Here is a 24,098-nt window from a genome sequence, read left to right as displayed (position 1 = left end):
CAGCGCGCGGCGTCCGCGGCGCGCGCTTCCGGCACGGTCGGCGGCGAGCTCGGGGGAGCCGCCCAGGGCGCGGGCGATGCGCCGCCCACCGGCTCGCTGGTCGAGATCGACGGCCAGTTGATCACCAAGGTGCGGGCCGCCACCGATCCCTCGATTCCCGCCGACGTCAGCGCGCTGTTCGGCAAGCCGCGGCCCTACACGCTCGGCCCCGGCGACGTGCTGGCGATCGTGGTCTGGGATCACCCCGAGCTGAACATGCCGGTCACGCAGGGCGCCAGCACCGGCGTCGACAACACCGGCTCGAACGCGATCGTGTCGGGCTACACGGTCGATGCGACCGGCCGCGTGCAGTTCGCCTATATCGGCGCGGTGGAGGTGGCCGGGCTGACCGAGCTGGAGGCGCGCGAACGCGTGACGGCGCGCCTGGCGAAGTTCATCCGCGATCCGCAGGTGACCTTGCGGATCCAGGCCTATCGCAGCCGGCGCATCTACCTGGACGGCGAGGTGCGCCTGCCGGGCCTGCAGGTGATGAACGACCTGCCGATGACCCTGCCCGAGGCGATCAACCGCGCCGGCGGCCTGACCAGCGCGGGCGACCGCGCGCGCATCTCGGTCACGCGCGGCGACGCCACCGCGATCGTGAACCTGCCGAGGCTGGTGGCGCAGGGCATCAACCCCGATCGCATCCTGCTGCAGGACGGCGACCTGGTGCGCGTCTACCCCTTGAGCGACACCAAGGTGTTCGTGCTCGGCGAGGTGGGCCATACCACCACGCTCAACTTCAACAACGGGCGCCTGTCGCTGGGCGAGGCGCTCGGCTACGCGGGCGGTGTGAGCCAGTACTCGGCCGATGCCAGCCAGGTCTACGTGATCCGCAGCCAAACCGGCGCCTCGCCGACCATCTTCCACCTCGATGCCACCTCGCCGGTGTCGATGGCGCTGGCCAACGAGTTCCCGCTGCGCCCCGACGACGTGGTGTTCGTCGACGCCTCCTCGCTGGTGCGCTGGAGCCGCGTGGTGGGCATGTTCCTGCCGAGCGCGCAGACGCTCGCCACCGGCCGGAGCATCGCCTACTGATGGAGACCCTGCTCGTGATCTGTACCGCCAACCTCTGCCGCAGCCCGATGGCGGCGGCCCTGTTCGAGCGCGCGCTGCCGGGCTGGCGGGTCTGGTCGGCCGGCGTCGAGGCGATGCCGGGCCTGCCGCCCGATCCGCTCGCGGTCGAGTGCCTGCGCCGGCTCGGCCTCGAGATCGGCACGCACCGCTCGCAGGCGCTCGCGCAATGGATGCTGGAGGCCGCCTCGCTGGTGCTGACGATGAGCGAGCGGCAGCGCCGCGTGATCGCGCGGCGTTACCCGAGCGCCACCGGCCGCGTCTGGCGCCTGCTCGACGAGGACCTCGCCGATCCGTATCGCCGCGGCCCCGCCGCCTATCCCGTGGCGCTCGACCGGCTGCAGGCCGGCGTCGAGCGCTGGTCGTGGCGCATCGCGCGCGCCGCGCAACCGCCGCTCATTTCGCAGGATGCCGTGCATGAACCAGTTTGACGCCCCGTTCCCGTATCGCGAGCCCGACGAGGGCGCGCCGCCGTCCAGCTTCGGCAGCTACCTCGACGCGCTCTACGACAACCGCCGCCTGATCGCCGGCATCGCGGCGTCGATGCTGGTGCTCGGCACCGCCTACGCGATCCTCGCCGAGCCGGTCTATCGCGCCGACATCCTGGTGCAGGTCGAGGAGAACACCACCTCGGCCAAGAGCATGCTCGGCGACATCTCCTCGATGTTCGACGTCAAGGCGCAGGCCTCCTCGGAGATGGAAGTGCTGCGCTCGCGGCTGGTTTCCGGGCGCGTGGTCGACGGCCTCCAGCTCTATATCGACGCGAAGCCGCGCTACCTGCCGCTGCTGGGCCGCTGGCTGGCAAGCCGCTCGGAAGTGCCCTCGCAGCCGCTGCCCTTCGGCTACGTCCATGGCGCCGAGCGCATCTCGGTGGCGGCCTTCTCGGTGCCCGACGCGCTGCACGGCAAGCCCTTCGTGCTGACGCGGCTGGCCGGCCCGCGCTACCGGCTCGAGATCGCCGGGCTCGTCGCCGAGGGCAGCATCGGCGTGCCGCTCACGATGCCCACGCGCCACGGCCCGGTGCAACTGACGGTGGCCGCCATCGAGGCCGAACCCGGCGCGGACTTCATCCTGCGCTGCAATTCGCAGCTCGCCGCCACCGAGCGCCTGCGCGAATCGCTGAAGATCGCCGAGAAGGGCAAGCAGTCGGACGTGATCGGCGTGACGCTCGACGGCGCCGATCCGCAGCGCACCGCCGCGATCCTCAACGCGATCGGCACCGAGTACGTGCGCCAGAACGTGCAGCGCAAGTCGGAGGAGGCCGAGCGTTCGATCCAGTTCCTCAATGCCCAGTTGCCCGAGCTGAAGACCCAGCTCGAGCATGCCGAGAGCCGCTTCAATGCCTATCGCGCCAGGCAGGGCACGCTCAATCTCGACGAGGAAGCGACCGCGCTGCTGCAGCGCTCGGTCGACGCGCAGACGCGCATGACGGGCCTGCAGCAGAAGCGCGACGAGATGCTGGCGCGCTTCATGCCCGATCACCCCGCGGTGAAGGCGATCGACGCGCAGATCGCCACCGCCCGGGCCGAGCTGGCCGGGATCGACGGCAAGACGCGCGCGCTGCCGCCGATCGAGCAGGAGGTGCTGCGCCTGCAGCGCGACGTGCAGGTCGGCACCGAGCTCTACACCAACCTGCTCAATACCCAGGAGCAACTGCGCCTGGTCAAGGCCGGCAAGGTCGGCAACGTGCGGCTGGTCGATTCGGCGGCGGTGCCCGAGCTGCCGGTGCGCCCCAAGCGGCCGCTGGTGATCGGCGGCTCGCTGGTGCTGGGGCTGATGATCGGCATGGGCATCGCGTTCGGCCGGCGCCGCATGTTCGACTCGATCGAGGATCCGGGCGAGGTCGAGCGCTTCGCCGCGCTGCCGGTCTATGCCAGCATCCCGCACAGCCGTGAGGAGGTCTCGCTCACGCGGCTGCGGCGCGTGGCGGCCACGCCCTCGCGCGAGCTGATCCTCGCCAATCGCGCGGCCCTCGATCCGGCGCTGGAGAGCCTGCGCAGCTTTCGCACCGCGCTCGACTTCGCGATGGCCGACCTGCGCAACCGCGTGGTGTTCATCACCGGGCCCACGCCGGGCATCGGCAAGTCCTTCATCGCGCTGAACCTGGCAGCGGTGCTCGGCGGCGCCGGCAAGCGCGTGCTGCTGGTCGACACCGACCTGCGCCGCAGCGGCATGAACCGCATCATCCAGGCCGAGCGCGGCGCCGGTTTCGTCGAGCTGCTGCGCGGCACCCACGAGCTCGCCCAGGTGGTGCGCCACGAGGTGCTCAAGGGCGTCGACTACATCTCGCCGGGCAGCCACGCCGAGAACGCCAGCGACGAGCTGTTCGACGCCGACCTGCGCGCGATCTTCGCGGCGATGAGCGCCGCCTACGACATCGTGATCTGCGACGGCGCGCCGATCCTGCCGGTGCCCGACGCGGTGCAGCTGGCCGGTTACGCCGGCGTGAGCTTCGTGGTGGTGCGCCAGGGCGTGACCAAGCGCGGCGAGATCCGCGAATCGCTGCGGCGCCTGCGGCAGGTGGGGGTGGCCCCGCGCGGGCTGATCTTCAACGGCCTGCGCCCGCGTCCCGGCAACTATGCCTATGGTTATGGACAGTACCGCTATGCGCGCAGCAACTATTCCTACGACGAGCAGGCATGAGGCCGGCGTGCACGGCCCGCGGGAGCCACGAGATGCATGAGCTGTCGTCGACCCCCGAAGCCCTGGCCGGGATCGAAGCCGTCGAGACGGCCGCGCCCGAGGCGTCGCCCACGGCGCCCGCGCGCGCCGCAGGGCGCCGCTTCGGCCGAGTGGCCGTGGTGCACGAATGGCTGACCACCTATGCGGGATCGGAGAAGGTGCTCGAGCAGATCCTGGCGATCTGGCCCGAGGCCGACCTGTACGCGGTGGTCGATTTCCTCTCCGACGAGGACCGCCGCAACCTGGGCGGCAAGCAGGCGAGGACCTCCTTCATCCAGCGCCTGCCGCGCGCGCGTTCGCGCTATCGCGCCTACCTGCCGCTGATGCCGCTGGCCATCGAGCAGTTCGACATGTCCGGCTACGACCTGGTGATCTCGTCGAGCCATGCCGTCGCCAAGGGCATCCTGACCGGCCCGGACCAACTGCACGTCAGCTACGTGCATTCGCCGATTCGCTACGCCTGGGACCTGCAGCACCGCTACCTGGCCGAATCGGGCCTGACCTCGGGGCTCAAGGGCTGGCTGGCGCGCTCGCTGCTGCACTACATGCGGATCTGGGACCAGCGCACCGCGCACGGCGTGGACGCCTTCGTCGCCAACTCGGGCTTCATCGCGCGGCGCATCCGCAAGGCCTATGGCTACGCGGCGACGGTGGTCTATCCGCCGGTCGACATCGAGCGCTTCGGCCTGCATGCGCAGAAGGAGGCGTTTTACCTGAGCGCCTCGCGGATGGTGCCGTACAAGCGCATGCCGCTCTTGATCGAGGCCTTCGCGCGCACACCGTGGCGCCGGCTGGTGGTGATCGGCGACGGGCCCGACTTCGCGAAGGCCCAGGCGATCGAGGCGCCCAACGTGACCCTGCTCGGCTACCAGCCCAACGACGTGCTGGTCAGCTACATGCAGCGCGCCCGCGCCTTCGTGTTCGCCGCCGAGGAGGATTTCGGCATCGCGCCGGTCGAGGCGCAGGCCTGCGGCACGCCGGTGATCGCCTATGGACGCGGCGGCGCGCTGGAGACGGTGATCGAGTCCGAGGACAGGCAGCGGCGCACCGGCGTGTTCTTCCACCGACAGACCGTCGAGGACGTGATCGACGCGGTGGAACGCTTCGAGGCGCTGGGGCCGTTCGACCCGGTGGCCTGCCGTGCCAATGCGCAGCGCTTCGCCGCCGAGCGTTTTCGCGAGGCCTTTGCCGAGGTGGTGGAGCGTGCCTCGGGCGGCAAGGCGCGAGGCGACTGAGATGCGCGCGGCGCGTGTTGTCTCGGCCCGCGGCTCAGGAAGCGGAGCGAACGGGCGCGAGCTTCGCCGCGGCGGGCGCCTGTGCGAGCGGGCCTGGGTCGTTCGCGCGCAGCGCGGCGGCGCCCAGCGCGCGGCTGGCCGCGACGCCGGCCTGGAACGCGCGCAATTGCGTCTCGACGCGGCAGTCCCGCCAGCCGCGCTCGATCAGGCGATGCAGCAGCGCCGGGTCCTCGTACAACTGGCGCATCCGCGCCGCGGCATCGGCGAGATCGGGCTCGGCCCAGGTGACGGTGCCGTACACGCCGCCTTCGTCCGGCCCGGTATGGAGCCGGTGGCGCACCAGCAGGCTGTTGTCCTCGCGCATGAATTCGAGGTTGCCGGACCAGCCGGTCGCGACGGTCGCGAGACCCAGTCCCATCGCCTCGAGCAGCGGCAGGCCGAAACCCTCGGCGCGATGCAGGGAGACGAACACATGGGCGGCGCTGAACAGCGCATCGACCTCGTCGCGCGGCAGCGTCGCCGCGATCAGCTCGATGCGCGGATCGTCGCCGGCCGCCTCGCGCAGGCGCGCCAGCTCGCCGGGCCGGTCGTGCAGCTTGAGCTTCATGACCAGCCGCACGTCGGCCTCGCGCGGGAAGGCGGCGCGAAACGCGGCGATGGTGCCGAGCGGGTTCTTGCGCGCCAGGCTCGAACGCGCGTCGGCCATGCCCAGGAAGCGCAGCGGGCCGGCCTCGCGATGCCAGCGGCGCGGCGTGCCGAGCGGATCGACCACGTGCGGGGCGACCAGCACCGGCGCCGCGAACACCGGCGCCAGCGCCTCGGCGGCGAAGCGGCTCGGGGTCCAGACCTCGTCGACCAGCGGCGCGGCCAGGTCCCAGCCGCGCGGCGGCAGCGCCGATTCCCAGGCGAAGTAGCCGATCGAGCGGCCGCTGGCCAGCACCTCGCGCAGCGGCCACGCCAGCAGCGGCAGCTCGGGGCCGCCGCAGTGGAACACGAACAAGCCGCCCGGCGTAGCCTCGACGCGGCGCCACGGGCGCTTCATCGCCTCGGTCACGTCGATCGTCTCGACCTCGTAGCCGAGCCGCCGCAAGGTCCTGGCCTGGTAGCGCGCGCCGTTGACGATGCCGTTGGCCACGCCGAACTGGGCCACGATCTTGATCGTGCCGGGGTGCCGCGAGGCGAACTCGCGTCGGCGGCGGGCCGCCAGCACGAGAGCCTGCAGGCTGGCCAGCGCGACGGCCGCGCGGCGCTTGCCGAGGTTCGCGAAGGCGTGGATGGGGTTCGTCATCGTCGAATCGAAAAGGATGTGCACGCAAGCATCAAGCAACATGCGTGCCGTTCAAGAGGAAACCTAATCAAATGAGCAGGCCACCTCGTGACTTCGTCGCCGAGCGTCGCGAACCGCCCGGAATGGCGCCGATCTATTGCGATGCAATATCCGCAATCGTTTGCCGCGCGAGACGATACCGGCAGTCTTTCCCAGCGCGCCGGCGATCGTTACGTAACGCCTTGCCACAAGGGTTACGTAACGATCGGGTACATCGCTGCACGGCATGTCGCGATTGCGCGGCGCATCCGGCCAAGCGCTTGAAAACACGCGTTTTTCATGCGACGCAACATGAGGCTCGGGCAGGGCTCGGCTTGGCACGATACCTGCTGTACAGGCCTGTCGTCGCGCGGGCCGGGGAAAGCCGGCGCGACGGCGTCGATCGCGGGGCCGGCGCCGGTGGGCCCGGCCCGCGTCGGCATCCACCACACGATGCCGGCCATGCGCGGCTCGCGAGCCGCGCCCCCATGGACCGCTACCAACGACAGCAAGCGACCAGCCGATGAGCATCTCGAACCAGCCAGGAAGAATCAGCGTGAACGGGAGGTTCCTGTTGCGGCCGGCCACCGGCGTGGACCGCTTCGCCTACGAAATCATGCGCAGCATCGACGAGCTGCTGGCCGAGGCGCATCCGGCGGTGGCGGGGCTGGCGGTCGAGCTGCTGGTGCCCGAGGGGCCGCGCCGGATCGTCAACCCGTTCCGCCGGATCGCCATGCGCACCGTGCCGGGCCGGCGCGGCCAGGCCTGGGAGCAATGGGCCTTGCCCGGCGCCGCGCGCGGCAGCCTGCTGCTCAATCTCTGCAACTCGGCGCCGCTGTTCCTGCGCAACCAGATCGCCGTGATCCACGACGCCGCGCCGGTGCGCGTGCCCGACAGCTACAGCCGCGCGTTCCGCTCCTGGTATCGGCTGATGGCGCCCTGCGTGGGCCGCGCCGCCAAGCGCATCGTCACCGTGTCGCGCTTCTCGCGCGGCGAGCTGATCGATGCCTACCGGATCCCGGGCCGCAAGATCGGCGTGATCTCCGAAAGCGGCGAGCACATGCTGCGTCACGACGAGGACCAGGCGATCCTGGCGCGCCACGGCATCGGCACGCGGCCGTTCGTGCTGGCCGTGAGCAGCCTGAACCGCCACAAGAACTTCCGGCTGGTGATCGACGCGCTGCGCCATCTCGGCCAGGCCGATTTCGACGTGGTGGTGGCCGGCGGCACCGATCCCGCCGTGTACGGCCACGGCGCGGCCGCGCTGCCCGACTACGTGAAGCATGTCGGCTTCGTCTCCGACGGCGAGCTCAAGGCGCTGTTCCGGCGCGCGACGTGCTTCGTGCATCCGTCGCGCTACGAGGGTTTCGGCCTGCCGCCGGTGGAGGCCATGACGCTGGGCTGCCCGATCGTGGTGGCCGACCTGCCGGCCGTGCGCGAGGCCTGCGGCGAGGCCGCCATCTATGTGTCGCCCGACGATCCCGCCGCGCTCGCGGCCGCGCTGCTGCGCGTGGCCGGCGACGCCGGCCAGCGCGAGGCGATGCGCGCACGCGGCCTGGCCCGCGCGCGCGAACTGACCTGGCGCGACAGCGCCATGCAACTGATCGAGGAGATCCGTCCATGCATCGCCTGAGGCACACCATCCACACCAGGGCGGCGAGCGCCGCGCAGGACCTCGACCTCGACCGGCAGGCGGGCTGAACATGGAGATCAGCGTATTCGGCGTGATCGTCGCGGTGCTGGGGCTCCTGAGCCTGGCGCTGCCGTTCCGATGGTCGGTGATCCTGATGGCCTGCTGCACCCTGTTCGGCGCCACCGAGGCGATCTCGATCGGCGGCACCGGCATCCTGCCCGCCAACCTGTTCCTGCTGTTCTTCGCCGGCCGCGCGCTGCTGCGCGAGGACCTGCCGGCCTTCCTGCGCGAGCTCACGCCCGCCTCGCCGGCGTTCTGGCTCGCGATGCTGGCCGTGCTCGGCTGCCTCGGCGCGCTGCTGTATCCGCGCATCCTGCGGGGCGATACCTTCGTGTTCGCGATCGACCGCGCCGACGCCTCGGGCGGCCGGCTCGCGCTCACGCCGCTCGCGCCGGTATCGGGCAACCTCTCGCAATCGGTCTACCTGGTGGGCGAGCTGGTGCTCTACCTGAGCGCCTCGATCTACCTGCGCCGGCGCGACGCCAGCCTGGTGTTCGCCGACGCGATCCTCGCGCTGGCCGCGCTGAACGTGGCCGCGGCGCTGATCGACCTCGGCTCGGGCCTGCTCGGGCTGGACATCCTGTCGAGCATCAAGACCGCGCAATACGCGATCATGGACGGCGCGCAGGTGGATGGCCTGCGCCGCATCAGCGGCACCTTCACCGAGACCTCGGCCTTCTCCGCGTTTTCGCTGCCGCTGTTCGCGTTCTCGCTGAGCCTCTGGCTGCTCGGCTATCGGCGCCTGCTGAGCGGCGCGCTCGCGCTGGCGAGCTTCGCGCTGCTGATGCTGTCGACCTCGACCACCGCCTACGCGGGGCTGGCCGGCTACCTGGTGGTGTTCGCGCTGAGCCGCAGCGGCGCGGTGGACCGGGCCAGCCCGCGCCGCAAGCTGTCGCTGATCGCGCTGGCGGCGGTGGGCCTGGTGCTGCTGGCCGGCGTGCTGGCCGCGATCGATTCTCCCGTGATCCAGGCGGTGTCCGACCTGCTGTCCGGCGCGCTGTTCGACAAGCTCGACAGCGATTCGGGCGTCGAGCGCAGCGCCTGGAACCTGCAGGCGCTGCTCAACTTCGTGGAGACCGACGGGATCGGCGTGGGCCTGGGCAGTTCGCGCGCCTCCAGCTTCCCGCTGGTGCTGCTCGGCAATCTCGGGCTGGCCGGGCTGGTGATCTACGCGGCCTTCCTGTATTGCACGGTGGCGCGCCGGCGCGGCGTGGCCACCACGCGCGGCGACGAGGTGGTGGGCTTCGCGGCCCGGCAGGCGATGTTCGCGAACCTGATCGGCGCGACCATCTCGGCGGCGGTGTTCGATCTCGGCCCGTGCTTCTACCTGTTCTCGGCGGTGGCGTTCGCCGCGCTCAACCGGCGCGCGCCGGCCATGCGCCGCGACCTGCCGCGGCAGGCACGCACGGCGGGCGGCCTGCAACGGAGCTATCGCCGTGGGTGAGCCGCACGACATGCGCGACGTCCCTCGGCGCGCCACGGGCCTGGTTGCCTTGCCGGCCGGGCGCCGGCCGCGCGCGGGAGGGCGCCCATGAACCGCATCAAGCCCACCCTGTCGAGCTTCGAGCTGCTGGCGGTCTACCTGTCCTACGTGGCGCGCTACGTCTACCCGCTGTTCCTGCTGCCGTATTACGGGCGCACGCTCGGCGCCGGCGGCTACGCGGTGATCCTGGCCGGCATGTCGCTGTCGAACTCGATCTGGCTGTTCGTCAACTACGGCTTCTCGACGGTCGGCGCGCGCGACGTGGTGCATACCGAGACCGACGCGCAGCGCGCGGCGATCCTGCGCCGCCAGTTCACGGCGCGCCTGGTGCTGTGCGTGCCGGGCGTGCTGATCGGCGCGGTGGCGGTGGCCAACTCGCCGATCTTCGCGCACGTGCCTGGCATCGGCGTGCCGGTGGTGGCGATGGGGCTGGTGGCCGCCTTCAACCTCGGCTGGTATTTCGCCAGCACCGGGCGCGCCAGGAAGAGCGTGGCGATCGAGGTGATCGGCTTCGTCCTGTCGCTGTCGCTGATCTTCTGCTTCATCCACCGGCCGGGCGACCTGCGCCACGTGTTCCCCTTGCTGCTGCTCTCGAGCAGCGTGCAGCTCGGGCTGGCCTACTGGGCCCTGCGCGGCGAATTCGACGGGCTGCTCGGCAAGCTGCGCGAGGCGCTCGAGCTGATCCGCAAGTCCACCATCATCTTCGTCTACGGCGGCACCTCGGTGCTGCTGATCGGCGCCTCCACCTACGTGCTCTCGCTGCTCGCGCCGGCCGGCGAGGTGGGCGCCTTCGGCATCGCCGAGCGCCTGATCGGCGCGGGCCTGAGCCTGATGGGGCCGGCCGCGCAGATCCTGGTGCCGAAGGTCACCTTCCTGGTCGGCGGCGACACGCATCGCGCCAACACGCTGGCGCGGCGCATCTTCGCCTTCTTCTTCTGCGGCGCGGCGCTGGCCACGCTGGTCACCGTGTTCGCGGCCGGCTGGATCATCCCGCTGATCTTCGGCCAGGGTTTCGAGCACGCGGTGCCGGTGCTGAAGACGCTGGCCTTCGTGCTGCCGGTGAGCGTCTGCACCCAGGTGCTCGGCATGTACTTCCTGATCCCGCGCAAGCGCGAGGGCCTGTTGGCGCGCGGCGGGGTGATCGGCGCGCTGGTCAACCTGGCCTGCGCGGTGCCGCTGGCCACCCACTGGGGGGCGATCGGCATGGCCGTGGCGCGCCTGCTCGGCGAATCCACGCTGCTGGCGGTGCTGCTGCTGGGCGTCTGGCGCGCCGGCCTGATGGCGGAGTTCGTCGGCGGCCGGCCTTGCGCCGGCACGCCGGCACGCACATGAACCACGGCCGCCTCGATACCGGGGCCGCCTCATCCAGCAACCAGGCAATCGATGACGAAGCGACGGGGAGCGTGACGCACATGCAGGCGGTGACGGAATCGGTGACGGTGGTGATCTGCAACTACAACTACGGCCGCTACATCGCGGAGGCGATCGACTCGGCCCTGGCGCAGACCTGCCGACCGGCGCGCGTGCTGGTGATCGACGACGGCTCGACCGACGATTCGGTCGAGGTGGTGCGCCGCTACGGCGCGGCGGTGGAGCTGCTGCGCAAGGAGAACGGCGGGCAGGTATCGGCCTACAACACGGCCGTCGAGCTGCTCGACACCGAGATCGTGATCTTCCTCGACGCCGACGATTTCCTCTATCACGAGGCGGTGGCCCAGGTGATGGCCTGCTTCGCCGATCTGCGGCTGGCCAAGGTGCAGTACCGGCTCGACATCTTCTCCAGCGGAGGCGACCCGACCGGCAGCCAGATCCCGAACTCGCGGCCGCCGCGCGACTGCGGCCCCTCGCTGCGCAAGGGCTGGCTGTATCCCTCGCCGCCGGCCTCGGGCAACGCCTATCGCGTCGCGAACCTGCGGCGCATCTACCCGATCCGGGAGCCGCTGCACAGCAAGTACGGCGCCGATTTCTACGCGATCTACGGCATCGCGCTGACGGGCGAGGTGGGCAGCATCGATCGCGCGCTGGGCGGCTATCGCACCCACGCGCCGAACCTGCGTGCCGACAAGGCGCGCGACATCTCCTTCGCGAACGCCGCGAAATGGAAGGAGACGCCGCAGGAGTTCCTGCGGCGCTGGACCCTGCTGTCGACGCTTGCCGCGAGCCGGCTCGGCATCGCGCTGCCGGCCGAGCTGAACGACTACTCGTACACCAAGTCGGTGTTCGTCGCCGAGTTGTACGGGCGGCCCTTCCTGCCGCGTGCGCGCTGGCTGCTGCGCGGCTCGCCGCGCTATTTCCGCTCGATCCTCACCAATCCCTACTGGGGCTGGCGCAAGAAGCTCGCGCTGGTGGCGATCAGCCTGTGCTGCTTCGTGCCGGGGCAGCGGCTGTCCGACGAGGTGGTGCGCTTCATCGCCAATCCGCTGTCGCGACGGCGTTTCCTGCCGGGCGGGCGGCCGGCGTCATGAAGCGGCAGGCGCGGGGTGGAGCAGGGCGCGGGGCGCAGGACGTGGAACGAGGCAGGGACATGAACGGATCGATGGGTGAGTGCAGATGAAAAAATACGTGATCGTGGCCACCAAGGGCCGGGCCGACGAGTGCCGCGAGTTGCTGTCCTTGCTGGCGGGGCAGAGCGCGCCGCTCGATGCCGTCTACGTGGTGGGCGCGGAGCCGCCCGACGTCGAGGGCCTGCAGGCGCATCCGCTGGCCTCGCGCACGCGCTTGACGGTCTGCCTCTCGCCGGCCCAGGGCCTCACGCGCCAGCGCAATCACGGCGTCGAGCGCCTGCTGGCCGACATCGATACGGATGCGCCCGGCGCCCAGGACTGGTTCGTGGTGTTCTTCGACGACGACTACCGGCCCGCCGCCGACTGGGCCGCCTGCTGCGAGCAGGTGTTCGCCGAGAATCGCGAGATCGTCGCGCTGACCGGGCGCGTGCTGGCCGACGGCATCATGGGCGCGGGCCTCACCGAGCAGCAGGCGCGCGACTACCTGCGCGGCGCGATCCCGCCCGCCAGCCACTGGGCCTCGGGCGACACGCAGCGCGAGATGCAATCCGTCTACGGCTGCAACATGGCGATCGCCGGCCGCGCGATGCGCTCGTTCCGCTTCGACGAGAACCTGCCGCTTTACGCCTGGCAGGAGGACCGCGATTTCACCGGGCTGATCAAGCGGATCGGCAAGGTGGTCTACGACCCGCGCTGCGTGGGCGTGCACCTGGGCACCAAGCGCGGCCGCACCTCGGGGATCCGGATGGGCTATTCGCAGATCGCCAATCCGCTCTACCTGTACCGCAAGGGCACCATGAGCCGCCGCGTGGCGCTGCGCTTCATCGTGCGCAACGTGCTCGCCAACGTGCTCAAGAGCCTGCTGCGCTTTCCTTTCGTCGACTATCCGGGCCGCCTGCACGGCAACGTGATCGGTTTCTGGGACGTGGTGCGCGGCAAGATCCATCCGCTGCGGGTCCTGCAGATCGGCGCGAAGTGAGCGTCCCGTCCCGCCATCCCTGACCTGATTCGCGGAGTGCCCGCCATGCCAGTCCAACCCGAGCTGATCGAGCTCGCCCCCGTTCCCGGCTGCTTGCCGGTCTCCATGCCGGCCGGCGAGGCGGCGCCCATCGCGCGCACGCACGAGCGCGTGATGCAGATCTACGCGCACCTGGCGATCGACAAGGATGCCGAACGATGGCGGCGCAATCGCGAGTCGGGCCAGCTGGTCGGCCTGAACGACGTGACGCCCTACGGCTACGGACGCGCCGAGGCCATGCAGTGCCATGTGCGCTTCTCGGCGGCGGGCCGCGAAGGGCGCCTGGGCAAGCTGCTGCGCCTCGGCCTGCGCGCCGTGACCGGCTTCGACCTGCTGCATGCCTGGCGCAATCGCGATGCGATCCGCGTCGCCGACGTGGTCTGGACGCATACCGAATCGCAGTACCTGGCGGTGGCCGCGGTGGGCCTGCTGATCGGCAAGCGCGTCAGGCTGATCGGCCAGTCGGTCTGGCTGGTCGATCGCTGGCGCGGGCTGTGGTGGCCGCACAAGTGGCTGTTCCGGCGCCTGATCGCGCGGGTGGACGTGCTGAGCTTCCTGTCGCCCGAGAACGCGGCGCTGGCCCGGCAACTGTTCCCGCGTGCGCGCGTCGAGTTCCTGCCCTTCGGGATTCCCGCCGAACAACGGCAGCCGCCGCGCTGCCGCGTCGACGGGCCGATCCGCGTGCTCGCGCTCGGCAACGACCGGCATCGCGACTGGGCCACCCTGATCGAGGCGGTGCGCGAGGTGGCGGGCATCGAGCTGACGATCCTCTCCGGCACCGTGCCGGCTGGGCTTGCGCGCGGCGCGCGCAACGTCGAGATCCGCCTGGCGCGCAGCCACCAGGAACTGAGCGCGGCCTTCGAGGCGGCCACGCTGGTCTGCGTGCCGCTGCGCCGCAACCTGCACGCGAGCGGCATCACCGTGATCCAGGAGGCCGTGCTCTCGGGCCTGCCGGTGATCGCCACCGATATCGGCGGCTTGTCCGCCTACTTCTCGGCGAACGAGCTGCGTTACGTGCCGGTAGGCGAGGCCGCCGCGCTGCGCGAGGCGATCGTCGAGGTGGCGGGCGACCCGGCGGCGGCGCTGGCGCGCGCCACGCGAGCCCAGGCGCGCATGGGCGAGGGCGGCGAGCTGGGCGCGCAGCAGTATGTGCGCCATCACGTGCGGCTCAGCGCGCAACTGCTGGGGCGCGACGCATGACGTGCCCGCGGCGGGCACGGGCATGCAGGCTGGCCGCCGCGACGCTGCTCGGGCTGGCCATGATCGCCCAGGCGCGGGGGCAATCCGCCGAGACACTCGACTTGTGCGCCTATCGCCTGGTCTTCGACGAGGACTTCTCCGACTTCCGGGTCGCGCCGCGCCAGCTCGGCGACGCACGATGGATCGCCCACACGCCCTGGAACGGCGATTTCGGCGATGCCGCCTTCAGCGACCCGGGGCCGGACGGCCCGTTCTCGGTGAGCGGCCACACGCTGTCGATCACGGCGCGCAAGTCGGCCGACGGCCGCTGGCGCTCCGGCCTGATCGCGGCCGCCGACGGCAGCGGCAAGGGCAGCGGCGTGCGCTACGGCTACTTCGAGGCGAGCCTGCGCATGCCGCCGGGGCCGGGCACCTGGCCGGCGTTCTGGCTCGGCACCCTGAAGCCGGGCAGCGACCAGTCGCCGGGCATCGAGATCGACGTGATCGAGTATTACGGACATGCCGACGGCGGTTACCGCTCGGCCGTTCACGTCTGGTACGAGGGCAAGGACAAGCCGCTGTCGCGGCATCGTTCGCAATACGTGCCGGTGGAGCCGGGCTCGCTGGTGACGGGCTTCCACAGCTACGGCGCGCGCGTGACGCCCGAGGCCATCACGTTCTACCTCGACCGCCGCCCGGTATGGCGCACGCCGACGCCGCCCGAGCACCGCCTGCCGCTGTTTCCGCTGCTGAACCTGGCGCTCGGCTCGGGATTCTCGATCAAGGACACGCCGAATCCCTCGGTGCTGCAGGTCGGCCGGGTGCGGATCTACGAGGCCGAGCCGGCGCGGGCGGCGCGCTGCCCGGCTGCCGGGCCTTGAACCTCGCTTGAACCACATCGCCCTGATAGGGCGCCCCAATTAGCGCCTTAGGTAATCCCCATTTGACGCTCGGGGCAGCAAACCAGATGATTCAGCCAGCGCCCGGCATCCTCGGCCGACCCCCATCGAGGCACTGACAGAGGCGCCAGAATCAGGAGACATGCGCCATGCTGGATGCCCGCATCAAGGAGCAGTTGAAAGACAAGCTGCTTCGCTACCAGACGCAGGCGGTCGAGATTGCCGCCGCGTTCGACCCAGGCGCCGAGTCGGCGAAACTTCGCGAACTGCTCGATGAAATCGTTTCCGTGTCGGCGCGGCTGACGCTGGTCGAGTCGAGCGGGGACGACATGGCGGCACCTTCGTTCTCGATCGGCGTGCCCGGCGAGGCGCCGCGCATCCGCTTCTGCGGCGTGCCCACCGGCAGCGAGTTCACCTCGGTGGTGCTGGCGATCCTGCAGGTGGGCGGCCACCGGCCGAAATTCGACGAGGCGCTGCTCGCGCGCATCGAGGCCCTGGGCGGCGACTACGCCTTCGACACCTTCGTTTCCCTGACCTGCCCCTATTGCCAGGAAGTGGTGCAGGCGCTCAACGGCATCGCGGCGCTGAACCCCGGCATCCGCCATCGCGTGATCGATATCGGCCTGTTCCCCGACGAAGCCCGCGCGCGCGGCATCGAGGTGGTGCCGACCCTCCTGATGAACGAGGAATGGTTCGGCGAAGGCCGCACCACGGCCACGCAGATCACCGCGCGCCTGGCCGGGATCGAGGCCGACATGCGGGAAGCGCTGCGCGCGGCGGGCATCGAGCCCTGACACCGCCCGGGATCAGCCCGCCGCCGACTGCGCCGTGAATAGGGCCAGTTGGGCGGCGAAGGCGCGCTGGTAGGCGGGCCGCGCCACGGCGCGCGCCGCGTAGGCGGCCAGCCTCGGGAATTCGTCCAGCAGCCCTGAAGGTTTCAGGCGCAACAACACCGCCACCATCATCAGATCGCCCACGCTGAACGCGCCGTCGAGCCAGTCGGCCGCGCCCAGGCGCTCGGACAATTCATCGAGCCGGGCCCGGATGCGATCCTCGACGATCGGCAGGCGCCGCGCGTACCAGGGCTGGTCGCGCTCCTGGAACCTGAGGTTCTGCAGATCGAGGATCGGCGGTTCGATCGTGTTGAGCGCGGCGAACAGCCAGGCGATCGCGCGCGCCCTGGCGTTCGGCTCGGCGCTCAGCAGGCCCGGATGGCGCTGCGCGACATGGAGCACGATCGCGCCCGATTCGAACAACACCAACTCGCCTTCCTCGTAGCTCGGAATCTGCCCGAAGGGATGGCGCGCGCGGTGCTCGGCCTGCTTCATCGCGGCGAACGACAGCAGCCGCACCGTGTAGGCCTGGCCCGCTTCCTCCAGCGCCCAGCGAACCCGCATGTCGCGCGCGAGCCCCTGGCCGCGATCGGGCGAGCGTTCGAACACCGTGACGATGGGAAGCTGGGCGGGGCTCATGGTGGTGTCTCCCTGGTTGTCGGTCGCGCATATCCGATCGACGTTCGGGAGCGGGCTGGATCGACATCGCCGGAAAAATTATTTCAGTCGGTTCATTCCAAACAATCCGTCCCGCTGCTGTTCGCATCGAAACGGTCTGGTTCGATTCTCCACACTCGCGGCCTTTGTTTTCCGTCGATTGCGTCAATCATGGAATCTGATTCGCCGATTGCCCACTCACTATTTCGCTGCGCGATGATATGCGCAAAAACCAAACAAATACCTTTCAAAAACAATACGGCCTGTAATAGGATTGAGCGGTAGTCAGGTATTTGTAAACATAGATATTCGTTGAGAGAGAGGGCCGATCATGACCACGCTATACATCACGGCGGCGCCGATAGGCGCTGTTCCCAAGTTTCTCGATCCGCTTGAAGCGACCTTTATTCCCGCTTTCCTGCTGGAAGGATTTTTCGATGCCGGCCAGCGCACCAGGATCCTGGCCGACCTGAAGGCGGACGGCTGGGAAGTGGTGCCGGCGGGCGGCCTTCTGCTGCAGTCCGGGCATGCCTTTCCGATCGCCGAAAGCCTGCTGCCAGGCGGCGCCCAGGGCGACTCGCTGCGCCAGGCGCTGAGCCAGGCGCACTGGTCGCCGCGCGACGGCGCCTGGCACCCCTTGCAGGCTTCGAATCAAAATGCCGCGCGAATCCCCAAGCAATGGTTGGCCGATGTTTCCAATAAACTGGCGCGGCGCATCGTATTGCAATTGACCACCTATGGCTGGATCGTTTCCGATCAGGGCGATTTGATCTGGGAACACGCGAGCCAGCACAATTACCTGCCGCCTTCATTAATCGAAATGATTCAAAAGGAATCGCCGGCATTATTGACGCATCTGGAAAATGCCGGTTGGACCCTATGTCCGGTCGGTTATTGGCAGGCCGGCAAGGCGCGCTCGCCTTATCTGCCGATTACGCCCGACGCGATTACCGAGGAAACCATTCGCTCGATGCAGGAAGGCGCGGCGGTGGTGCATCTGCATACGCGGGACCTGAGCGACCGCCGGCGCATCGAGATTCCGGGGCTGGGCGCGGTGACGGTCGGCTCGCAGCGCAACCAGATCGTGCTCGACGATTACGACGAGATCGTGCCGATGGTAAAGAAGCGCGAGCCGGGCGCGATCCTGAACCTGTCGACCAGCGTGCGCGGCGATCGTCACGGCGCTCGCAGCACGCTGCGCCGCGCCCACCTGAAGTTCTACGACGACGCGGGATCGATCCCCGAGGTGGCCTCGCTGAGCCCGGCCGCGGTGGTGTTCCAGGGCGGCGGCGGCTACGACAACGCACCGGATTTCCTCGACGCGCAGTTCGCCCATTTCGAGGAAGTCGGCACGCGTCCCGAGGTGGAGGTGTTCAACCACGCGATCGTCGACAACGCCACCTCGCTGTACCGCGACCGGCTGCTGCGCACCGGCAAGCCGGTGCTGTTCATGCTGGTGGCCGGCGTCGACCAGTACCGGCGCGATCCGATCAGCGGCGAGGTGGAGGACGATTCGCTGATCGCCTCGGCGGTGCGCGAGGAGATCGCCGGCCTGCTGGCCGCCGAGAATGCGCAATCGCACCAGCGTGCGGTCGAGCTGGCGGTCGAGCAGTTGCGCCCGGTGGTCGAGCGGCTGCGGGCCAGCTTCCCGGTCTCGAAGGTCTCGATCCTGCTGCCGGGGCCGATGCAGAACCTGCTGGTCGACGTGGCGCTGGCGCTCAAGCTCGACGGCATCCGCGTCGGCCTCGAGGACGGCCTGACCGTCAACGACGCGCGCGTGCCCGGCGGCGTGCGCAAGGCGCGCGGCACCTGGGAGCAGGTCAGCCTGCTGCGCGAGGAACTGCTCGGCAAGGGCGCGAAGATCCTCACGGCGGCCCAGGTGCGCGACATGTTCGGCCTCGGCCTCAAGCCGGCCGTGCAGCGCGAGCGCCAGGCCGCGGCGGGCTGAGCGGGCCATGGCGATTTACCGACTTGGCGAGCGCGTGCCGTCGATCGACGACAGCGCCTTCGTGGCCGATACCGCGGCCGTGATCGGCGACGTGCGGCTCGCCGCCGATACCAGCGTCTGGTTCGGCGCCGTGCTGCGCGGCGATACCGAGCCCATCGTGATCGGCGAGGGCACCAACGTGCAGGACGGCGCGGTGCTGCATACCGAGCGCGATCGTCCGCTGCGGGTGGCGGCCCACGTCACGATCGGCCACCAGGTGGTGCTGCACGGCTGCACGATCGGCGACTACAGCCTGATCGGCATCCAGGCAGTGGTGCTCGACGGCGCGGTGATCGGCCGCCAGTGCCTGGTGGGCGCGGGCGCGATCGTCACGGCCGGCACCGTGGTGCCGGATCGCTCGCTGGTGCTGGGCGCCCCGGCCAAGGTGGTGCGGGAGCTATCGGAGGCGGAACTCACGCGCTTGCGCGGCAATATCGAGTTCTACGCCGATCAGCGGCGGCCGCAGTACCTGCGCGAGCTGGTGAGGCTGGATCGGTGAGCGCCGGGCTGCCCGCCTGAGCGGGAAGGACGGCGCAAGGCCGGCCCAGGCCGGATCGAGATCGGCGCGCGACGGTATCGTCGCGCGCCGATTCTTCATGACGGGCCGGCGCCCGGATCCACTCAGCGCCCGCCGATGCCGTCCGCCGGACCCGGCACCGAGGCCCGGCGCGCGGCGTCCGCGTACAGCAGATGGCCGGCGAGTTCGAGCGCGAGGCCCAGCACCACCCCGCAGCCGGCCACCAGCAGGCCGACCCGCTGGAACGGCATCAGGTCGGCCAGCCAGCCCGACAGCAGCGCGAAGGCGATCAGCAAGCCGGTGCCGATCGCGTTGCTGCCCGCGGTCAGCGTGACGATGTCCTCCGGTTCGCTGGCCTGGATCAAGCGCGACTGCGCGGCCGTGAAGGCCAGCTCGAACAGGAAGATGAAGCCGAAGTAGAGGCCGAGCATCTGCGCGCGCGTGTGCGCGAGCGTGGCCGCGTAGACGCTGGCCGATGCCAGCAGGTTCACGCAGAAACCGAAGCCGCCGAGCCTGACCAGCCGCGGAACCAGCGAGACCGCCAGCGCGCCGAGCACGATCGCGATGCCGCTGACGATCTGCAACTGCATCACGGCGGTATCGGACAAGGACATCGCGCGAATCGGCAGGATGGTCCGCGCCGCGTTGTGGAAGCCCTGGAACACGCCGGTGGCGATGCACAGATAGCCGAAGGCGCGGAACAGCGCGCGATGCCGGGCCGCCGCGCCCACCGCGGAGGCGATCACGCCGCGGCGCACCGGCACGGCGCGGCGCTGCGTGCGCACGTCGGGCAGCAGGGCGTAGCAACTGGCGGAAAACGCGAAGGTAGCGGCGCTGATCGCGGCGACGCCGAGCAGCGAGACGCGGCTCACCAGCATGCTGCCGAGCACGCCGCCCAGCACCCCGCCCAGGTAGTAGGAGAGATTGAAGGTGGACGAGGCCAGTTCGAGCTGGCGCCCCTCGAACAGATACTTGACCAGCACCACGCGGCTGGTCTTGGTGATGGCCTCGACGAAGCCGCGCAGCAGGAAACAGCCGAGCACCGGCACCACCCAGCCGTGCATCAGCAGCAGCCCGATGCTCAGCGACAGCACCGCGCCGCCGAGGTCGCTGGTGACGATCGCGCGTCGCAGCCCGACCGTTTCGCAGATCCGGCGGATGGTGGAGACCAGCAGCACCGGCAGGATCCACTGGAACGCGAACACCGAGGCGGCCCCCACGCCGGAGCCATGCACCCGGATCAGGTTGGCCGATACCGCCAGGAGCAGGAAGAAGGTACCGGTGGCGCTGACCAGCATCGCCAGCCACAGCAACAGGAAATGCCGGTTGCGCGCCAGAAGCAGCCAATCTTGCATGAGATGTCCTCAGTCGTTGATTTCGACCAGCTTGATGCCCAGCACCTGTTCGACCTCGGCGCGGATTCCGGCCACCTGCCGGACCACCTCGGCGTAGCTGTCGGCGGTCATGCGCACCACGCCCGCCACGCCGTAGTTGGTGTCCATCCTGCGCAGCGTCATGCCGGGCCGGATGTCGGCGCTACCCGAGTGCAGCCGCGCGAGAAACGGCTCGAACCAGTCGGGCGGCAGGTCCTCGCGCACCACGCAGTCGTGGTCGGCACCCAGGAAGGAATGGCTGGCGGCGAGATGGGTCGGCAGCCGGCCCAGGTCGAGGCGCTCGCCGAGGTAGACGCGCACCAGCAGCTCGAACAGGTTCACGCCGCTGGCGGCGCGGATCAGGTCCGGGATCGCGCCGCCGGCGATGCGCGGGTTGACCTCGACCAGTTGCGGGCCCTCGCGCGTGTAGATGAATTCGACGTGGAAGAAACCGAGATCGAGCCCGAGCGTCTTCACCACGCGGATCGCGTAGTCGGCGGCCGTCTGGTATTCGTCGTCGCTCAGGCCCGAGGGGATGCTCGAACCCATTTCCAGCACCGGGTTGTGGCGGCCGGTCTTGCGCCGCACGATCGCCAGCGGCGCCCATTCGCCATGCGCGCTTGCCGCGACCTCGATCGAGTACAAGGGCCCCACCGCGATTTCCTCGATGACGAATTCCAGCGAGATCTCGTCGCGCACGCCTTCCTCCAGGCCGCCGATCTGCGCGGCGGCCTGGGCGAAGTGAGCAGCCAGCGCCGCATCGTCATGGACGATCGAGGTCAGCACCTTGCCCATCCCGGTGGCCGGCTTGACGATCACCGGATAGCCGATCTCGCGCAGCGCGGCGCGCGCGGCCTCGATCGAGCCGACCAGGGCGTGGCGCACCGAGGGCACGCCGGCGGCCACCAGCAGGTCGCGGCAGCGCGCCTTGTTGCGGGCATTCTGGATGCCGGCCACGCTGGTGCCGCGCAGCCCCTCGCGCTCGGCGGCCATCGCGGCCGGCAGCGCGCACATGTGCAGCGTGCTGAGCACGGCGTCGACGCGATGCGCGGCGAGGCAGGCGCGCAACGCGGCGTGCACGGCGTCCGGATCCTGCGTGTCCTCGGCGGGCCAGCTGTGATCGACCAGGCGCGCGCGCGCCTGCCTGCCGGCATCGTCGAGCAGCCAGTCGAACTTGCCGGAGGTGATCAGCGAGACCGTGTGTCCGGCCTGCTTGGCCGTCTCGAGGGCCTGGATGCCGGGGCGGGTGGTTTCGACGAAGACCAGGTGAGCCATGATGGAAGTCTATTGAGCGGAATGGGTTGGAGAATCGGACAACGCGGCGGCCGCCGCCGGCGTCGCATGCTCGCGCAGCGCCCGCAGCACCTGCGCGCCGCGCAGCGCGTATTGCCCGGTCGGCGTCAGGCTGTTGTCGTCGTAAGGATAGGGGTTCATGCCCATCACGAACAGCGGGGAGGGGGCGATACCGGGCAGCGCGAGCCGGCCGTCCGCGCCGGGCAACACGATGCCGCCGGGCGCGCACATCGGCACCGGCCGTCCATCGACCTCGAGCGGCAGGGTGTTGCTCTCGTAGCCGAGCGCCTGCACGATGCAGTCGGCCTCGTCGAGCCTCGGCGCGGCGTCGCCGAGCCGGGCGGCCCGTATCTGGGCGAAGCCCGCCAGCCGGTTCGCGGCGATCTCGCGGAAGGTGTGCCGCGCCGCGTGGCGCAAGCCGGAATAGCGGAACACGTTGCCGGTCTCGGGACAACGATCGCGCTCGAGATCGGGTACCGCCTCGAGCGCGGCGTGCTCGGCCGCCGCGTATTCCTCGTGGCTGCCGTAGAACAGCTTGACGAGCCCGCGGTGCTGGAGCGTGACGCTGCTGCCCGCTGCCAGCGTGCCGGGCTCGGCCAGCAGCCTGGCGATCGCGTAGGCGCTGTGCGAGCCGCCCAGCAGGTGCACCCGCACCGGCGTGTCGCGCCACGCGGCCGGCGGCCCGTGCTCGATGATCTGCCGGGACAGCAGCAGCTTGTGCCGCCACGGCAGCAGCTCGGCATGGACCCGCTCGCGGATGCCGGTGGCGAGCACGACCAGCCGGCTGCGCACGCGGCTGCCGTCGTCGAGCTGCACCGTCACGCCGTCTTCGTCGACGTCGATGCGCGCCGCGCGGCGGCGCAGCCAGACGCGCCCGGCGCCCAGTTCGCGCCGGATGATCGCGCCGAACGGGCGCAGCGCTTGCGCCAGGCGCGCCAGCGGGAAGCTGCCGACCGATTCGCGCAGGGCGATCACGTCGGCATCGCGCAAGGCGGCGCCGTAGACGCGCTGCGGATCGACCCAGCCGAAGAAATCCGATCCGTAGGAATTCGAATCGATCCGATAGAACGGGAAGTTGCCGGGCCCCGGCTGCTCGCCGGCATCGATCACGCCGATGCGATAGGCGAGCAGGTCGGGATTGGCGCTCAGCAGCCCGGTGCCGCGCAGGCCGCATCCCACCAGTAACAGGTCGAGCTCTGGATCGTGCGTCATGGGATTCGCTGGAAAGCGCCCGCGCCGGGCAGGCCGGCGCGGGCGCAAGGGCCGTCAGGCGGCAACCGGCGTCGCCGCCACGCTGGGCAGCAGCGCCATCATCCGGTCGCACACGGCGGCGGCGTGCTCCAGGCGACGCGCCATGCCGAACGCGATCGGCGCCATCAGGTCGGGACGCGCCTGGATCATCGGCATCACCACCTCGTGCATCCAGCCATGCGCATGCTCGACGTCGACCACGGTGTGCTCCAGCAGGTAGCGCATCCGCTCCTCGGGCCAGCCCACGCGCCGCCAGCCCATGATCTGCTGGTCGAGCCGGCCCGGCACCATCAGCTCGGTGGCCAGCATCATGCCGATCGCCTGGGGCAGCAGGGCGCGATTGAACACCGCATGGAAATACATGTTGGCCAGGCGCAGTTCCTCCACGCAGAAACGCTCGATGTCGTTCAGGTAGACGTCGTCGGCCTCGCCCAGCGCATTCGTCATGTCGAGACGCAGTTGGCGGTGCATCAGCGCGGTCTCGCCGCGGCCCATCTCGTCCCAGAAGTTCTTCGAGAACTCCGCCTTGGCCGCGCCATAGACGCCGGGCAGCATCTTCGCGAGGATGTCGCCGAAGTGGATGTCGAACGGCGTTTCCTGGACCAGGAACTCGCGCAGTTGCTCATGGCTCGCGGCGTCGCGCAGGAAGGCGAATAGCGGATGGCCGACGTTGGAGCGATGCGAGCGGCAATGCGCGCTGGCCCATTGCTCGAACTGCTCCGGCGCCGGCGGCGTGCCGAACAGCTCGCCGTGGCGCGCCGTCTCGCTGTCGCTCCAGGCCTGCTCGAGGATCTGGCGCAACTGGTCGAAACGATGGTGGTCGAGATCGCGCCAGCCGGGCGTCCAGGGAGTGGCGATGCGCCCCGCGTAAAGGGCGTACAGCACGCGGTGCAGCGCCAGCTCGGCCTCTACCTGCTCGCTGCCGGCGGCGCCGAAGGCCGCCGCGGCGGCCGTGCCGGCCTCGTTGAGCAGGTGTTGCCAGGCCGCGTCGCCGGCGTTCGCCTCGATCGCCAGGAACAGGGGCCACAGGCCGTGGGCGGAATTCGACTGGGTGGAAAGGTTCATTGTTGTCATG

The 24,098-nt window shown here is 70.0% G+C and carries 20 protein-coding genes; 14 read left to right on the top strand and 6 right to left on the bottom strand.

Going from position 1 to position 24,098, the window contains the following annotated elements; all coding sequences use genetic code 11:
* The 4 genes from F3J18_RS17555 to F3J18_RS17540 form a co-directional block, all read left to right on the top strand.
* Positions 1–1,077, top strand: a 1,077-nt coding sequence (locus F3J18_RS17555) for a polysaccharide biosynthesis/export family protein (RefSeq protein WP_166913496.1), incomplete at its 5' end; no start/stop codon positions are given.
* The gene (locus tag F3J18_RS17550; RefSeq protein ID WP_036040857.1) at positions 1,077–1,544 is read left to right on the top strand and encodes a protein-tyrosine-phosphatase; all 468 of its coding nucleotides are present in this window, start codon (positions 1,077–1,079) and stop codon (positions 1,542–1,544) included. The genes F3J18_RS17555 and F3J18_RS17550, both read left to right, overlap by 1 nt.
* Positions 1,531–3,756: a GNVR domain-containing protein gene (locus F3J18_RS17545; protein WP_166913495.1), complete on the top strand. Its 2,226-nt coding sequence runs from the start codon at positions 1,531–1,533 to the stop codon at positions 3,754–3,756. The genes F3J18_RS17550 and F3J18_RS17545 overlap by 14 nt, the downstream gene beginning before the upstream one ends.
* Positions 3,757–3,788: 32 nt before the next feature.
* Positions 3,789–5,030: a glycosyltransferase family 4 protein gene (locus F3J18_RS17540; RefSeq protein WP_205195468.1), complete on the top strand. Its 1,242-nt coding sequence runs from the start codon at positions 3,789–3,791 to the stop codon at positions 5,028–5,030.
* 34 nt (positions 5,031–5,064) lie between these two features.
* On the opposite strand, the gene F3J18_RS17535 is transcribed toward F3J18_RS17540, so the two are convergent.
* Positions 5,065–6,318 (bottom strand): glycosyltransferase, encoded by a 1,254-nt coding sequence (locus F3J18_RS17535; RefSeq protein ID WP_166913494.1) that lies wholly within the window; start codon positions 6,316–6,318, stop codon positions 5,065–5,067.
* A gap of 574 nt (positions 6,319–6,892) precedes the next feature.
* On the opposite strand from F3J18_RS17535, the gene F3J18_RS17530 reads away from it, so the two are divergent.
* The 8 genes from F3J18_RS17530 (at position 6,893) to F3J18_RS17495 (ending at position 15,906) form a co-directional block, all read left to right on the top strand.
* Positions 6,893–7,969 carry a glycosyltransferase family 1 protein gene (locus tag F3J18_RS17530; RefSeq protein ID WP_345892523.1) on the top strand — a complete coding sequence of 359 codons (1,077 nt, stop codon included), beginning with the start codon at positions 6,893–6,895 and terminating at the stop codon, positions 7,967–7,969.
* Between the two features lie 70 nt (positions 7,970–8,039).
* Complete coding sequence (locus F3J18_RS17525; protein WP_166913492.1) at positions 8,040–9,473, top strand: hypothetical protein; 1,434 nt, start codon at positions 8,040–8,042, stop codon at positions 9,471–9,473.
* A gap of 87 nt (positions 9,474–9,560) precedes the next feature.
* Positions 9,561–10,844, top strand: coding sequence for a polysaccharide biosynthesis C-terminal domain-containing protein (locus F3J18_RS17520; protein WP_166913491.1), 1,284 nt, complete (start codon positions 9,561–9,563; stop codon positions 10,842–10,844).
* 80 nt (positions 10,845–10,924) lie between these two features.
* Positions 10,925–11,977 carry a glycosyltransferase family A protein gene (locus tag F3J18_RS17515; RefSeq protein WP_166913500.1) on the top strand — a complete coding sequence of 351 codons (1,053 nt, stop codon included), beginning with the start codon at positions 10,925–10,927 and terminating at the stop codon, positions 11,975–11,977.
* 79 nt (positions 11,978–12,056) lie between these two features.
* Positions 12,057–12,995, top strand: coding sequence for a glycosyltransferase family A protein (locus tag F3J18_RS17510; RefSeq protein WP_152554365.1), 939 nt, complete (start codon positions 12,057–12,059; stop codon positions 12,993–12,995).
* Between the two features lie 45 nt (positions 12,996–13,040).
* Positions 13,041–14,234 (top strand): glycosyltransferase, encoded by a 1,194-nt coding sequence (locus F3J18_RS17505; protein WP_166913490.1) that lies wholly within the window; start codon positions 13,041–13,043, stop codon positions 14,232–14,234.
* Positions 14,231–15,094 (top strand): glycoside hydrolase family 16 protein, encoded by an 864-nt coding sequence (locus F3J18_RS17500; protein ID WP_166913489.1) that lies wholly within the window; start codon positions 14,231–14,233, stop codon positions 15,092–15,094. Before F3J18_RS17505 ends, F3J18_RS17500 begins: the two co-directional genes overlap by 4 nt.
* 167 nt (positions 15,095–15,261) lie before the next feature.
* A complete protein-coding gene (locus F3J18_RS17495; RefSeq protein ID WP_025098355.1) occupies positions 15,262–15,906 on the top strand; it encodes a thioredoxin family protein in 645 nt (214 codons plus the stop codon).
* A 12-nt stretch (positions 15,907–15,918) separates the two neighbouring features.
* Here the strand turns inward: F3J18_RS17495 and F3J18_RS17490 are convergent, their stop codons facing one another.
* Complete coding sequence (locus tag F3J18_RS17490) at positions 15,919–16,584, bottom strand: glutathione S-transferase family protein (protein ID WP_025098356.1); 666 nt, start codon at positions 16,582–16,584, stop codon at positions 15,919–15,921.
* A 349-nt stretch (positions 16,585–16,933) separates the two neighbouring features.
* Here F3J18_RS17490 and F3J18_RS17485 point away from each other — a divergent pair, with 349 nt between their 5' ends.
* Both F3J18_RS17485 and F3J18_RS17480 read left to right on the top strand, forming a co-directional pair.
* Positions 16,934–18,550, top strand: a complete 1,617-nt coding sequence (locus F3J18_RS17485) for a 3-keto-5-aminohexanoate cleavage protein (RefSeq protein WP_166913488.1) — start codon at positions 16,934–16,936, stop codon at positions 18,548–18,550.
* 7 nt (positions 18,551–18,557) lie between these two features.
* Positions 18,558–19,088 (top strand): gamma carbonic anhydrase family protein, encoded by a 531-nt coding sequence (locus tag F3J18_RS17480; RefSeq protein ID WP_036051522.1) that lies wholly within the window; start codon positions 18,558–18,560, stop codon positions 19,086–19,088.
* Between the two features lie 122 nt (positions 19,089–19,210).
* Here F3J18_RS17480 and F3J18_RS17475 read toward each other — a convergent pair whose 3' ends face one another.
* From F3J18_RS17475 to F3J18_RS17460, 4 genes are read right to left on the bottom strand one after another with little or no spacing between them, the layout of a single operon-like run.
* The gene (locus tag F3J18_RS17475) at positions 19,211–20,461 is read right to left on the bottom strand and encodes an MFS transporter (RefSeq protein ID WP_205195467.1); all 1,251 of its coding nucleotides are present in this window, start codon (positions 20,459–20,461) and stop codon (positions 19,211–19,213) included.
* 9 nt (positions 20,462–20,470) lie between these two features.
* On the bottom strand, positions 20,471–21,754 hold the full coding sequence (locus F3J18_RS17470; RefSeq protein WP_166913487.1) for an ATP-grasp domain-containing protein: 1,284 nt from the start codon (positions 21,752–21,754) through the stop codon (positions 20,471–20,473).
* A 9-nt stretch (positions 21,755–21,763) separates the two neighbouring features.
* Positions 21,764–22,984 (bottom strand): hypothetical protein, encoded by a 1,221-nt coding sequence (locus F3J18_RS17465; protein WP_205195466.1) that lies wholly within the window; start codon positions 22,982–22,984, stop codon positions 21,764–21,766.
* A gap of 54 nt (positions 22,985–23,038) precedes the next feature.
* Positions 23,039–24,097, bottom strand: coding sequence for an iron-containing redox enzyme family protein (locus F3J18_RS17460; protein WP_205195464.1), 1,059 nt, complete (start codon positions 24,095–24,097; stop codon positions 23,039–23,041).
* Position 24,098: the final 1 nt, after the last annotated feature.

This window comes from Burkholderia sp. Ax-1720 (assembly GCF_011753035.1).
GTDB lineage: Bacteria > Pseudomonadota > Gammaproteobacteria > Burkholderiales > Burkholderiaceae > Burkholderia > Burkholderia gladioli.
Note: the sequence above shows the minus strand (reverse complement) of the source record. Positions and strands in the feature narration are given on the sequence as shown.